Below are 13,084 nucleotides of genomic sequence, written 5' to 3'. Positions count from 1 at the left end.
CGAGCAAGGACGGCGTGACCAAGACTCTGAAGGAATGGATGGTTGAAAACAACCAAACGGTGAACTGGGTGCCGGACCACATCAAGAACGGTCGTTTCGGCAAGTGGCTCGAAGGCGCCCGCGACTGGAACCTTTCCCGTAACCGCTTCTGGGGTACGCCGATTCCGGTGTGGCTCTCTGACGACGGCGACATGATTGCTGTGGGCTCCATCGAAGAACTGCAGCAGCTCACTGGCGTGAAGCTCGATGACTTGCACAAGCACTTTGTGGACAAGCTCACTATCGAAAAGAACGGCAAGGTCTACCGCCGCACGCCGGAAGTGTTTGACTGCTGGTTTGAATCCGGTTCCATGCCGTATGCCAGCCGCCATTATCCGTTCGAAAACAAGGAACTCGTAGAACGCAGCTTCCCGGCTGACTTCATTGCCGAAGGCCTCGACCAGACTCGTGGTTGGTTCTACACGTTGACCGTGCTTTCTAACGCTTTGTTCCAGAAGCCGGCATTCAAGAACGTGATTGTGAACGGTATCATCTTGGCCGAAGACGGTTCCAAGATGAGTAAGTCCAAGCGCAACTACCCGGACCCGAACGACCTTATCGAACGCACGGGTGCCGACGCCATTCGCTTGTTCATGATCAACTCCGCCGCTTTGAAGGCCGAAGACCTCCGCTTTAGCGAAGAAGGTGTGAAGGGCATCGTGAAGCAGGTGATGCTCCCGCTCTGGAACGCCGTTGCATTCTTTGTGTCTAACCACAACGCCGACGCCGCCAAGGGCCAGTTGAACTGGAAGCCGGGTCAGGAAGTCAAGAGCGAGAATGAACTTGACCGCTGGATGCTTGCAACGCTGCAGGATTTGGCCGCCAAGGTTGAAGTGGAAATGAAGGCTTACCGCCTGTACAACGTGGTGCCCGCCGTGATTGCCGCGGTGGATGACCTCACGAACTGGTACGTGCGCCGCAGCCGTCGCCGTTTCTGGAAGAGCGAAAACGATGGCGACAAGAACGCCGCCTACGCCACCATGTACAAGGTGCTCGTCGATTTCTCCAAGATTCTCGCCCCGTTCCTCCCGCTCCTCGCCGAAGAAATCTACCAGATTCTCGTGCGCGAAGTCGATGCCAACGCTCCGGTGAGCGTGCACCTCTGCGAATTCCCGAGCGCCGACAAATCCCTCATGGACGAAAAGCTCGTGGAACGCATCGCCATGGTGCGTGGCATGGTCGAAATGGGCCGCGTGATTCGTGCTACGAACAACGTAAAGAACCGTATGCCGATTGCCAGCATGACGGTGGTTGCTCACGGCACCGAAGAAAAGAATGTTGCTGAAACGATGAAGGACTTGATCCTCGAAGAACTCAACGTTCGCGAAATGAAGTTCCTCGAAGATGAGACGAAGCTCGTGAAGCTCTCCGCCAAGCCGAACTTCCTCGCCATCAAGGCGAAGGGCCCGGATTACGCGAAGAACATGAAGGTGATTTCTGCGAAGCTGAACAGCCTCTCGGTTGACGAAATCAAGGCGCTGCAGAATGGCGAGACGATTAAGTTCAACTTCGGTGAAGTCGGTGCCGACTGCCTGATGCTCAACCGCATCGTGGCCGACGGCATGGCCGTGGAAGCCGACCAGCACTTCACCGTGGCTCTGGACCTGAAGATCACGGACGAACTCCGCCGCGCCTGCGTGGCCCGCGAACTCGTGAACCGCATCCAGAACCGCCGTAAGGACCAGAACTACGCCATCACCGACAAGATCGAAGTGACGCTGTTCTCTGCAAGCGACGTCTTCAAGCAGGCTGTTGCCGAGAATGAAGCTTACATCGCCGGAGAGACGCAAGCTGTTGCCATCAAGTGGGCTGCCGCCGCCGATGGCCTCGAAGCTAATGATGCCGACGGCGAGGCATTTAGCTTCACGACTGTTAAGGCGTAAGAAAAATACTTAAAAAACTCTAAAAACGCTCTTTCCTTGCGAAAGGGCGTTTTTCTTATTTGGTCTTTTGCTTGAAAATGTGTATATTTATAGGTGAGGTATGAATATGCAAACCGCTACAATTGAAATAACGAATGCGATGGAACCTTATGTAAATAAGCGTGACATGTGGCTGAAACAGCGTGCGATGCTCCTGTACCCCTATATTCAGAACGGGACGATTTCGCATGGACGTGCCGCCGAGATTCTTGAAATGGACAAGTGGTCTCTTATCCAGCTGTATGGTTCTATGGGCATCCCGTATATTGACATGGATGAAGCGGAACTTGAACGCGACATTGCAAACGCTTTGGCTGCTTGCGGAGAGTCTAAGTGATAGTTGTCTCTGACACGACTCCATTATTGACTCTGTTCAAAATTGGACGGATTGATGTTTTGAATAAACTATATAATTCCGTCCATATTCCTTTCGCCGTATTTGAAGAATTGACTCGCAATACTGAATACCCTGAAGAAGCAGAGTATTTTAGGAATTGCCCGTTTTTGGAAGTCCATTCGGAACTTTCCGCAGATAGAGTTTCCCTATTGCAGCGGGCGACGGGGTTGGACCTGGGCGAAAGCGAAGCGATTATCTTGGCAGACGAAAAGCAACCGAGTCTTTTGCTGATTGATGAAAGCAAGGGCCGTGTTGTAGCCGAGAGTATGAAACTGACGATTACCGGAAGCATAGGCATTCTCTTTGCCGCATATCAGAAGAAGTTGCTTACTGCAGATGAAATTGACCAAAGCGTTACTATGCTTAGAGGCATGAACCGCTTTATCGGTGAAAAACTTTTTAATTTGCTGTTGTCGCTGGTCCACAATAAGAAATAGGCCCTTTCTATTCCTTTTTCTCCCTAAAAACACTCTTTCCTCTTTACAAAATAGCGAAGAATCGCCATTTTCATTGCAAAAAAGAACTTTTTTGTAAACTTTTTGAGCGTTTTGTCCATTTTTATGTTATTTTTAAAGAGTAAAAGAGTTTTTGCTCTTGTTCTCCAAACGGAATCTAGACACTTCCAAATACACGAGGACAAGGCGAACGCTCACGCAGGTATGCCGTTTTCGGCATATCTCGGTTTGTCGTGTCAGCTATTCGGCTGATTTACGGTCGTATCGACCAATGGCAACAGCCCTTTTGGGGCGTGGGTCGTTTGTGTTTATCGTGTAGAGGCAGTCTAGAGCCCCGTTTGGATAAATGCAACGATCTGCGCCTTTTTTGTATTCATACAAAATTTGGCGAAGTTCCTTGTTGAGCAGGGGCGAAACTCCATAGGACATATTTCTATAAGGAGTTGACCATGAAATTAAAACTATTCATGTTGACGGCACTTGCTTCGGTGCTTTTGTTTGCAGGCTGTAAATCGGAGGCCGTTGAAAAACTTGAAGAGTCCTGTAGCAAAGATATGAACTTAATTGGAAATGAAAAGGCTTGTCGAATGGCTCTTATGATAAATTGTGGAGGACTGGTAGGTATCAACACTGTTAAATCCTGTGCAAAAGATATGAAAGATGAGGAATGCGCGGGAATTCCCTCTTACTGCATAAGCAGCTATTCCAAGGCTTTTGATTCTAAAAATTAATAGGCTCGGAGAATAAAAATGACCTCAAAATGGATGACAGAAAATGAAAAAACGGCTTTAAAAGCATCTATGGACAAGTTGGCTGGTCTCCGTGCTTTAAAAAACACAGAAAACGTCTATGATGCATTTGATGCATACAAGAACTTCAAGGATGCAATCGGCAATTACAACAGCGACATGGCCTATATTTCTTGCTTGATGGCGAAGAAATGGCTAATCAAAAGATTTGGAAATCACGTTAGCGATTCCCTAGATGTCTCCCAAAAGTCGCAGTCAGCCAAAGGCTTTGATATTGAACTTAGGGAATGCGACATTGTTGGCGAAATAAAAAACACGGTTCCTTGTAAAAAAAAAGATGACGGTTTTGGAGCACAGCAGATTGCATCCATTGAAAGAGATTTGGAGAAATTGAGGAATTCGGGAGTTAAGAACAAATTCTTTTTTGTCACAGACAAGAAATGCTTTGATAATCTTAAAGATGAAAAATTTAAACAAAAACTTAAGGGCATTGAACTTGTGCCACTTTTCAATGAAAAGGAGGCTTAGTTATGAATAATCATGAAAAACAAGCATCAGCAGAAACATACTTCCATCTTGCGATTATAACAATCGTAATTTCAGCATTTGTCGCCTGCGGCGGAGATTCTGGAAACAATACGTCCGATGAAGTGCTTAGTGAAAGAAACTCTGCATCTCGAGATTCTGTAAATTATTCGGGGTTGACCTATAAAACATACGAAGGTCTAATTGCTGAACAGCCCTGCGATTTAGCATTGAACAAAACCGTAGCACATGTGAGTTCAACCAATCAAGACTATCTTTGTGGCCAAGCCCCATCAACTGGTATATGGTCGTGGGTCCCATATCAGGGGGGAAACGGAACCACCGTTGATGAAAATGGCCAGGTCTATGAAACGTTCGTAGACTCGCGCGATGGTCACATTTACAAAATGGTGACAATAGGCTCGCAAACCTGGATGGCCGAGAATTTAGCCTTTGCGACGGATAGTAGCCATTGTATGTTAGACGGCGGTGTCGTAGAGTATTGTGGTTATGGACGCTATTATCGGTGGTCAGATGCGATAGACACTGCAGGTCGCTTTTCTACTGATGGGGTTGGATGTGGATATGGTTCGTATGCCAAGGATTGCGCAGCAATATGGTCAAAAAATTCAATTAGGGGAGTTTGTCCGCAAGGGTGGCATCTTCCTGATACCAGCGAATGGAGAACTCTATTTGATTTCGTTGGAATGCCTTCCGCATTACTAAAACAAGGACTATCAAGTTCCTATTTGGATAATGGAACTGATGTCTATGGATTTTCAGCCTTCCCTATGGGTTATTGGTATCAAGGCCGTTGTAGTAATTGCTCTAGGAGTTTAGGCGGTAGCAGCCTCATTTCTACAGTTATGTATCTTGCTTCCACACCAATATATCATTATGATAATATGACTCTAATGGATATTCCGAATGTTGAATGGGATGAAGATAAATTCAATATTACATGGTCGACTTATTTTACAAAAAATGGATTGTTGCCCGTCCGTTGTGTAAAAAATATTGAAGAAAATATTTACTCTTCATCTTCGCAATATTCAAATAGCGAAACAGCATTCTCGTCTTCAACAGCATCCACGAGTAGTTTGTATTTAGCTCACTCTGTACCAAATTCATGCAATGGAAAAATATCTTGGCATGGTCCAAACAAAATGTATCGAGTAGATACGAAGCATGACGCCCAATTAGGACAATCCAAATGTTCAACTTCTTTTAGTGCAGGGTGTTGGAACTCTTACAATGACTCGGAGAACGGCGGCTCGTCCTTTGTAACATGGCCTACCACTGTGGTTAAATACCCTTATGGTCATGGAGCAGGTATTACAGAAGGATTTTACACAGATGAATACGATTATTCCCCGCTTATTGATTATTGTGGAGGAATTTGTGGCACTTATACGCTTGGGTTGAATGAAGGAAATTTAGGGGGGCGAGGCAGTCCATTTGTAGGTATTGGGTTTAGCATAACAGGAGCAGTTGGAATCGACATAACAGGAAAATCGTCTGCCGATGTTTCAGATTGGGGTGGAATCTGTGTCACTTATGTTTCTGACATAGACCTATCCATTCAAGAACAACATGAGGATTATTCTTGTCTAGAAGTTATTTTGCCTAAAGCCTCCACCCCTACTACGAAGAAGATTTCCTGGAATTCTTTTAAGCCTACATTATACGCTCCCAACCAAACATTGACTGGTGAAGAGGCTGCCCAAAAACTTCGTGGAATTATGATTGAAATTCGAGGAAATGTTGGTTCCTCAGGTAATTTCAACATCATTTCCATAGGATCATACAACTAATTTCTTTTTTTGACCATGTTACGGAAGTAATCACACTTGATTGGTTATAATTGAAGAAAAAATTGCGTTAGGGATAGTGACCCCTTGGGGACAAGACTCGCGAAGCGAGGCTTGGTTGCAAGAGCGACGCGGGCGTGCCGCAAGTGCGCACGGGGCGCCTTGCAATATAGCCCGCCCTTGCCGTAGGCAAGGGAACGCCCAAAAAAATTTTGACCGTAGCACACCGCTGCGGTCTTTTTTATAGACTTGCACGATTTTAGTCAGGTTGCGACCGAACGGCAAAGCCCTTACTCCACAAATCCCGGAGGGGGCAGGTGCATGCCGGCCATCAGGAGCTTGTTGTCGCTTGCGTATTGCATGATGCGCTTGCGGCTCTCGGCGGATTTCGGCTTGTCCATGTCGTAGTTGGAATTGATTTCAGGGTGGTCCTTTTGCAATGCGTAACCGTGCATCAAATCACCGACGATAAGCAGGTTAGCCAGCTGGAATGCGGTGTGGCCCGGCGTATGCCCGACGGCGTCCATCGCGAGTACTCCGTGGGGGAGCGTGTCATCGAATGCGAACAGGTGCAGGCTATCCTTGTAGAGCGCCATGATGCCTTTTTGCAAGTCGTTTTTCGGGATGTCGTTCATCCAGGCGTCGTATTCCACTTTGCCCGCATAGACGGCGGCGTTCTTGAAAACTTTCACGTCGTTGCCTGCTTCGTCTTTCGCGACAAGACCCGCGATATGGTCCGCATGGAAGTGCGTGAGGTAAACAAGCCTGATGCTGTCGGGGTTCACGCCGAGAGCGGCAAGGCGGTTCATGAGCTGTCCGCCGAAAGCCCCGAGACCTGCGTCGAACAAGATGTACTTGCCGTCCACCTTCACGAGGAACGTGCTCACACTGGCAGGGATGCCATCGGGCATATTCAGGCTTTCAAACAGAGAATCGCTGGCGTCGCTGAAGAGCGAGCGCGGGTTCAACTTTTCGCCTTCGTTGTCCTGAATCCAGGTGACGCTCGCCCCGTTTGTGAGGGTTATAGTTTTCGTGCCTTCGACCTGAGCGGCGGTTTCAGTACCTACAGTTTCTGCGGTGGCGGTTTCCTTGTCGGTCTTGGTATCGCTGCAGGCGGCGACAAGCATCGAAAGCGAGATGGTTCCGAGGATAGCGAAAATTTTGTTCATGTAGGCTCCTTGACTGCATAATAATAAGAAAAAAAATTATCTAATCGCAAATGGCTTTGTGCGCTGTGTCCGCATTGCAGGATTTGGTTCGGAATGCGTGAATCTCATTTTGCTATATTGTATTTCAATGGAAACATTTTTTTCAAACGTTGTGATGTTTGTCCTGGGCCTCCTTGCGCTCAGTTTCCTCGTGACTATTCACGAGCTGGGCCACTTCCTGGTCGCCAAGTGGAATAACGTCAAGGTGAATACGTTCAGCGTCGGTTTCGGCAAGAAACTCATCCGCATCAAAAGGGGCGAGACGGAATACTGCATTTCGGCTATCCCGTTCGGTGGCTACGTGGCCATGGCGGGGGAAAATCCCGACACGCTCGAGGAGGGCGAAGTCCCGGACGAACGCGATTTCGTGGCGAAGTCCGTGGGTGCGCGCGCCGCGATTGCGTTTGCGGGACCGTTCATCAACATCGTGTTCGCGTTTGCGCTCCTGATGGTCCTCTACATGGTGGGCGTGCAGGAACCTGCGACAAACGAGCTCATCGTGGGCTTTGTTGCGAAGGATTCTCCGGCGCTCGCCGCGGGCATACAGCCGGGCGATACCATCACTGCCATAAACGGCAAGCCCACGCAGGGCTGGGACGATTTCCGCGAGCAGATTGGCGTGAGCCTCGGGGCGAACGTCCCCCTCACGGTACATCGCGGTGGCGAACCGCTCACCATTACCGTCGTTCCCGAAGAACTTGTGATTCCCGCGCAGGATTCCACCGGTTCCGAAATCAAGATGGGCATTGGCGATATCGGTATCTACCCGCGCAACCGCGTCATCGTGCGTATCCCGCCTGTAGAAGGTTCTGCCGCGGCTACTGCCGGCATTCAGCAGAACGATACGATTTTTGAAATCAACGGCGAGCACATCTCCCGCTACGAAGAAGTCGTGCGCATCATCGACGGCAGCAAGGGCGAGACCGTGAATGTTACCGTCATCCGCGACGGTGATACGCTCACCAAGCCGCTCACTCCCGTCTATAACGAGGAATACAAGCGCTACATGGTCGGTATCCAGATGGGCTACGTGCTCTTCCGCGAAACGAAGATTGTGCGCCGCGGCCCTGTCGAGGCCTTTACGAAGACTTGTGCCACCAGCTGGAAAATGACCACCAGTATTTTCCGCTATTTCAAGCGCATGTTCCAGGGGCAGGTGAAGGTTGACGCGTTCTCCGGTCCGGTTTCTATCGTGGCCGTGATGGGTAACGTGTGGATGAGCGGCTTCCAGGAATTCCTGATGCTCCTTGCACTCATCAGCATAAACCTGGGCGTCATGAACCTGCTTCCGCTCGCCATTACCGACGGAGGCCTGCTCATGTTCCTCGGGATAGAGAAGTTGCGCGGCAAGCCGCTTTCTACCAAGACGCAGAGCATTATCCAGAACGTCGCCGCTGCATTCTTCATCAGCTTCTTCGTGTTCATCACGATACTCGACTTCGGCAAGCTTTCGCTATTCCTGAAATGACACGAAGTCGTCAGGAGACCATATGATAGACAATGAAATTGAAAATCGCAGCAAGGTCATCGTGCGCACGAGCATCGTGGGCATCGCTACAAACGTGGTGCTTTCGGCGTTCAAGGCCGCCATCGGCTTTATCACGGGTTCCATTGCCGTCACCCTCGACGCGGTGAACAACCTCTCCGACGCGCTCTCCTCGGTGATTACCATCGTGGGCGCAAAACTTGCGAATAAACTTCCCGACAAGAAACACCCGCTGGGTTACGGGCGCATCGAGTACCTGAGTGCCATGATTGTTGCCGCCATCGTGCTGTACGCGGGCGGCACCTCCGCCGTGGAATCTGTCAAGAAAATCATCCACCCAGAAGCCGCCGACTATTCTACGATATCGCTGGTGATTATTGCTGCCGCCGTGGTGGTAAAACTCGTGCTCGGCAAGTACGTAAAGAGTCAGGGCGAGCGCGTGAATTCCGGTGCGCTTGTGGCCTCCGGTGCCGACGCCCTTTTCGATGCCATCCTGTCTGCATCGGTGCTGGCCTCTGCCATCGTGTTCGTGACGACGGGCGTTTCGCTCGAGGCCTACGTGGGCGTGCTGATTTCATTGTTCATCATTAAGTCCGGCATCGAAATGCTCAAGGATACGCTGGACGATATTCTCGGCAAGCGCACTGACGGCGACACCGCCAAGGAAATCAAAAAAATCCTCACCTCTGAAAAACCCGTGCGCGGCGCCTACGACTTGATTCTGAACGATTACGGCCCGAATAAGTCCATCGGCTCGGTGCACCTGGAACTGCCCGACACCATGACCGTCGAGGAACTGGACGTGCTCACTCGCAAGCTGCAGAACCGCGTGTACAAGGAAACGGGAATCCTGCTTGCGGGCGTGGGCGTGTATTCGCACAACACCAAGAACGACGAAGCCGCCGACATTCGGAACAAAGTATTGCATATCGTGAAGTCTCACGAATGGGCGCTCCAGATGCACGGATTCTACGTGGATTTGCAGGAACGCTCCATGCGCTTCGACGTGGTCATGAGTTTCGCCGTTGCGCCCGAAGAAGGCGTTGCGACCCTCATCAAGGAAGTCAGCGAAGCCTTCCCCGAATACAGCGTGCACATCGCTCCCGACGTGGATTTGGGTTAATCGGCTAGAATTTCAGCCGTTTGACGTTGTAGAAATATATCCCCACGATGACTGCAATCGTGATGACCCAGCTGACGGGGTAGACAACCATCAGCGAGGCGAACGAGTTGTATTTGGGGAATACGAAAATCACCCAGAGGATGCGGATGCCGCAGACGCCAACCATGCAGGTGAGCGCCGGCGGTAGGGACTTGCCCATTCCCGAAAGCGCGCCCGAAAATACGTCCAAGAAGACGTTGATGGCCAAGAGCCCCACCACTACGTACATGCGGATGGATGCGATTTCGATGATCTCGGTATTGGACGTGAACACGCTCAGCATGGGCCTTGCAAAAATGCAACAGAGAGCGCTCAATACGATGGTGGTGGAGCAGCCGAGTAGAAGTGTCCAGCGGACCGTGCGGCGGCAGCGTTCCATGTTCTTTGCGCCGAAGTTCTGCCCCACGAAGGTCACGCAAGCCTGCGAGAACGAACTCAGCCAATAATATACCACGAATTCGTAGTTGAGCGCGATGGACGAGGCCGCCACTGTCGCAGAACCGAGGCTGTTGATGGCCGATTGCAGGCACACGTTGCTGAACGAGAATACGACGCCGCGAAGCCCCGTCGGGAGCCCCACGCGCAAGATGCGGCTCAAGAAGAAGGGTGTCACGCGCAATTTCCAGAATTCCAGCTTGAAAGGCCCCACCTCGTGCAGGAGCATGTAGAACAAGGTAATCCCGCTGATGACGTTGGCGATGACCGTCGCAATGGCCACGCCCGATACACCCATGCCAAAGCCCGCTACAAGAATCAGGTTCAATGCCACATTGACGGCTCCCGCCACCATGAGCACGTAAAGCGGCCGCTTTGTATCGCCTTTGCTGCGCAGGATGGCGGCGATGAAGTTGTAGATCATCACGAAGGGCATGCCGGCAAAGTAGATTTGCAGGTAAAGTACCGCCATGTCCAAAACATCTTCGGGCGTTGAAATCAGTTCGAGAATCGGCCTTGCAAAAAAGATTCCCACGAACGAGAGGAATATTCCGCTGAAAAACGCCACCATCACCGACGTGTGGACGCTGCGGGTCACGGAGCGGTAGCTGCGCGCACCGATGGAGTTGGCCACCACCACGTTCGCGCCCACGGAAATCCCGACGAACAGGTTGATGAGCATGTTGATGACGAACGTGTTCGCACCCACGGCAGCGAGGGCTTTGTCGCCTGCGAACTGGCCCACCACGGCGACGTCCGCCAGGTTGAACATCTGCTGGAAAATGCTGCTCAGGGCGATAGGGATGGCAAACCTCAGGATTTTTCTCCCGAGGGGCCCGTTCAACATATCGATGTTCGTCTTTGATGCCGCCATGCAGTACCTTGAAAACGGGCGTAAATTTAGTTTTTTAAATTGTGGGAACAGAAAGGATTGTATTTCGATGAACTCTATTATCATCTATGGAAGCCGCTACGGCTCGACAAAACGCTACGCTGAACGCCTCGCCGAAATCACGGGGCTCAAGGCTGTTTTCTTTAAAGACGTGAAAAGCGTTGCCGGCTATGACCGCATCGTCTATCTGGGCGCTCTTTGCGCCGGCGGTGTCATGGGCCTCAAGAAAACGGTTTGCGGCCTCTCTGCAAGTCAGGAATTGCTTGTCGCGACTGTCGGTCTCGCCGACCCGACCGATGCCGAAAACGTCAACCACATCAGGGGCTGCCTCAAAAAGCAGGTTCCCGCATCGCATTACGATGAAAGTAAATTTTTCCACCTTCGCGGCGCCATCGATTACACCAAACTCGGTTTGAAACACAGAATTATGATGAAACTTTTGTATTCGAAGGTCACGAAAATCCCTGAAGCGGAGCGTAACGCCGAAGTCCGCGCCCTCATCGCCACTTACGGCAAGCAAGTGGACTTCGTGAATCTCGACACCCTGGAACCGATTGTCAAGGCGCTGTAAATCTAGAACGGAATCCAGGGAATGTTCCACTGGAAATTGATGCCCCAGCCGCCCGTAAGCATGGTGTCGCCTCCGCTCGGATTAGCATGCCAGTCACAAGTCAGTACCTGATAGTTGGCCGCCAGCGAAACCTGCAACTGGTCTGTTATGCGATATCCCAATCGATATCCATACTTAAAGTCTCCATGATGCTGAGCGGAGCCTTGTTCCATGTCGTCGACAAGCGCGGGATTAAAATTATTCATTGAGAAAACGTATCCAAAACCAACATAGGTCTCAAACGTAATCCGCTTTATCGTCACGGACCAAACGAATGGCTTGATATAAATATCCCATGCAGACACGCTCACGTCGCCATCGGAATGGGAATAACCGAAACGGCTGATACCTACGGCAAGAGTGTAGTCCACCATATTTTCCGGCTCGTTGAACACGCCGAATTCAGCGGCGAAGCCTAGTATTCCACCGGGCTTATAAACAAAATTCTCGGTTTGGAGGCGGCTATCCTTGATGTCAATATCTAGGAAGGCTGCGCTAGCAAAGCCGCAAACAAAAAGGACGAGTATTAAAATCCTTTGCATACATCCCATCCTTTTGTAGAAAATTCCTCTTTGGAATCATAATGCGTAACGGATATTTTTCTAAAAGCTCCGTCTTTCGAAAATACTCCTTCACTGAGTGCTGAAGAAGCGAAGAATTTAAAACTTCCTGTATAATACAACGGTTTGTCCGTGTTCGTGCCGATAGGGAAGTGGGTCGTAATGTTTGTGTGAAAAATGCCGTCTATTTTTGGTTCCAAATAAGACACCGGGAACGTTTCCTTGTAAACCGTTTCGTCCGATTCCCATATCGTGTGAACTTCCATATGGTCTCTATAAGATATCGTTTCGCCCCTAAGGGTGTAAGGGATGGTGTCCTCGACAAATTGACCCGTGGTATCGTAAGTCAAAGCGAAGCCGCGTACAACGACTGTTGCACTATCGCCTTCAAAGCAGATTTCCTTACAAAGAATCTTGTCGTAACGTTTTTCACGTCCCTGAGCAGGACGCTCGCCTTCTACATTAGGGAGCTTTTTATCTATGTAGGTGTCCTCGTTAATGATTTCGCTATAATAGCATCCTTGAACATCTTCGGCAGTTACCTGTTCCGGTGCATCTGACGGATCATGAGCGATGTAGGGACACCCCTGTAAACACAGGGCGCTCAGGACAAGTAATAATAAAGAACAATTTTTTGTCATGAATAAAAATTTATATTATTTTTATAGCATTATCAAAAAGAGCTTTGAACGAATCGCACAAGAATGGGCTGCACAGAATCGCTAGACAGTAAGCCGTATTAAATTTTTTGCGAAAAGGACTTGACAAGAGTTTTCAAATAGTGCGCATTTGTGCGTGTACAACTAAAAAAGGAGAACTTATGGAAATGAAAT

Annotated in this window: 13 protein-coding genes; 9 read left to right on the top strand and 4 right to left on the bottom strand. The window is 49.8% G+C overall.

The genetic code is table 11. The annotated features are described in order from the left end of the window. The 6 genes from B2310_RS06220 to B2310_RS06195 all read left to right on the top strand — a co-directional run. A partial coding sequence (locus B2310_RS06220; RefSeq protein ID WP_290729655.1) for a class I tRNA ligase family protein occupies positions 1-1,922 on the top strand: 1,922 nt, incomplete at its 5' end. Between the two features lie 100 nt (positions 1,923-2,022). Beyond that, on the top strand, positions 2,023-2,298 hold the full coding sequence (locus B2310_RS06215) for a UPF0175 family protein (RefSeq protein ID WP_205503849.1): 276 nt from the start codon (positions 2,023-2,025) through the stop codon (positions 2,296-2,298). Continuing rightward, positions 2,295-2,795 carry a hypothetical protein gene (locus B2310_RS06210; protein ID WP_290729649.1) on the top strand — a complete coding sequence of 167 codons (501 nt, stop codon included), beginning with the start codon at positions 2,295-2,297 and terminating at the stop codon, positions 2,793-2,795. Before B2310_RS06215 ends, B2310_RS06210 begins: the two co-directional genes overlap by 4 nt. Positions 2,796-3,262: 467 nt before the next feature. Further along, positions 3,263-3,544 carry a hypothetical protein gene (locus B2310_RS06205; RefSeq protein ID WP_073113497.1) on the top strand — a complete coding sequence of 94 codons (282 nt, stop codon included), beginning with the start codon at positions 3,263-3,265 and terminating at the stop codon, positions 3,542-3,544. An 18-nt stretch (positions 3,545-3,562) separates the two neighbouring features. Then, positions 3,563-4,090 (top strand): hypothetical protein, encoded by a 528-nt coding sequence (locus B2310_RS06200; protein ID WP_290729644.1) that lies wholly within the window; start codon positions 3,563-3,565, stop codon positions 4,088-4,090. Positions 4,091-4,092: 2 nt separating this feature from the next. Continuing rightward, positions 4,093-5,901 carry an FISUMP domain-containing protein gene (locus tag B2310_RS06195; RefSeq protein WP_290729641.1) on the top strand — a complete coding sequence of 603 codons (1,809 nt, stop codon included), beginning with the start codon at positions 4,093-4,095 and terminating at the stop codon, positions 5,899-5,901. Positions 5,902-6,188: 287 nt separating this feature from the next. Here the strand turns inward: B2310_RS06195 and B2310_RS06190 are convergent, their stop codons facing one another. Continuing rightward, positions 6,189-7,067: an MBL fold metallo-hydrolase gene (locus B2310_RS06190; protein ID WP_290729637.1), complete on the bottom strand. Its 879-nt coding sequence runs from the start codon at positions 7,065-7,067 to the stop codon at positions 6,189-6,191. A 127-nt stretch (positions 7,068-7,194) separates the two neighbouring features. Between B2310_RS06190 and rseP the strand changes: the two genes are divergently transcribed. Both rseP and B2310_RS06180 read left to right on the top strand, forming a co-directional pair. Continuing rightward, positions 7,195-8,574 (top strand): RIP metalloprotease RseP, encoded by a 1,380-nt coding sequence (gene rseP / locus B2310_RS06185; protein WP_290729634.1) that lies wholly within the window; start codon positions 7,195-7,197, stop codon positions 8,572-8,574. A 22-nt stretch (positions 8,575-8,596) separates the two neighbouring features. After that, on the top strand, positions 8,597-9,715 hold the full coding sequence (locus B2310_RS06180; protein ID WP_290729631.1) for a cation diffusion facilitator family transporter: 1,119 nt from the start codon (positions 8,597-8,599) through the stop codon (positions 9,713-9,715). 4 nt (positions 9,716-9,719) lie between these two features. Here B2310_RS06180 and B2310_RS06175 read toward each other — a convergent pair whose 3' ends face one another. Further along, positions 9,720-11,036: an MATE family efflux transporter gene (locus B2310_RS06175; RefSeq protein ID WP_290729628.1), complete on the bottom strand. Its 1,317-nt coding sequence runs from the start codon at positions 11,034-11,036 to the stop codon at positions 9,720-9,722. Positions 11,037-11,130: 94 nt separating this feature from the next. On the opposite strand from B2310_RS06175, the gene B2310_RS06170 reads away from it, so the two are divergent. Beyond that, the gene (locus B2310_RS06170) at positions 11,131-11,652 is read left to right on the top strand and encodes a flavodoxin domain-containing protein (protein WP_290729625.1); all 522 of its coding nucleotides are present in this window, start codon (positions 11,131-11,133) and stop codon (positions 11,650-11,652) included. A gap of 2 nt (positions 11,653-11,654) precedes the next feature. Here the strand turns inward: B2310_RS06170 and B2310_RS06165 are convergent, their stop codons facing one another. Continuing rightward, entirely contained in the window at positions 11,655-12,233 is a 579-nt protein-coding gene (locus tag B2310_RS06165) for a hypothetical protein (protein WP_290729622.1), read from the bottom strand. Next, positions 12,218-12,892: a hypothetical protein gene (locus tag B2310_RS06160; protein ID WP_290729619.1), complete on the bottom strand. Its 675-nt coding sequence runs from the start codon at positions 12,890-12,892 to the stop codon at positions 12,218-12,220. Before B2310_RS06160 ends, B2310_RS06165 begins: the two co-directional genes overlap by 16 nt. Positions 12,893-13,084 lie beyond the last annotated feature (192 nt).

The sequence above is a fragment of the Fibrobacter sp. UBA3629 genome (genome assembly GCF_002374005.1).
Lineage (GTDB): Bacteria > Fibrobacterota > Fibrobacteria > Fibrobacterales > Fibrobacteraceae > Fibrobacter.
The sequence above is the reverse complement of the archived record's forward strand: the minus strand, read 5'-3'. Positions and strand labels throughout refer to the sequence as shown.

Excerpts from the sequence above, each read along its gene's own strand:
- B2310_RS06195 (WP_290729641.1), top strand. The coding sequence starts at position 4,093 with ATGAATAATCATGAAAAACAAGCATCAGCAGAAACATACTTCCATCTT.
- B2310_RS06165 (WP_290729622.1), bottom strand. The coding sequence starts at position 12,233 with ATGCAAAGGATTTTAATACTCGTCCTTTTTGTTTGCGGCTTTGCTAGC.
- rseP (WP_290729634.1), top strand. The coding sequence starts at position 7,195 with ATGGAAACATTTTTTTCAAACGTTGTGATGTTTGTCCTGGGCCTCCTT.
- B2310_RS06215 (WP_205503849.1), top strand. The coding sequence starts at position 2,023 with ATGAATATGCAAACCGCTACAATTGAAATAACGAATGCGATGGAACCT.
- B2310_RS06200 (WP_290729644.1), top strand. The coding sequence starts at position 3,563 with ATGACCTCAAAATGGATGACAGAAAATGAAAAAACGGCTTTAAAAGCA.
- B2310_RS06175 (WP_290729628.1), bottom strand. The coding sequence starts at position 11,036 with ATGTTGAACGGGCCCCTCGGGAGAAAAATCCTGAGGTTTGCCATCCCT.
- B2310_RS06190 (WP_290729637.1), bottom strand. The coding sequence starts at position 7,067 with ATGAACAAAATTTTCGCTATCCTCGGAACCATCTCGCTTTCGATGCTT.
- B2310_RS06170 (WP_290729625.1), top strand. The coding sequence starts at position 11,131 with ATGAACTCTATTATCATCTATGGAAGCCGCTACGGCTCGACAAAACGC.
- B2310_RS06180 (WP_290729631.1), top strand. The coding sequence starts at position 8,597 with ATGATAGACAATGAAATTGAAAATCGCAGCAAGGTCATCGTGCGCACG.
- B2310_RS06160 (WP_290729619.1), bottom strand. The coding sequence starts at position 12,892 with ATGACAAAAAATTGTTCTTTATTATTACTTGTCCTGAGCGCCCTGTGT.
- B2310_RS06205 (WP_073113497.1), top strand. The coding sequence starts at position 3,263 with ATGAAATTAAAACTATTCATGTTGACGGCACTTGCTTCGGTGCTTTTG.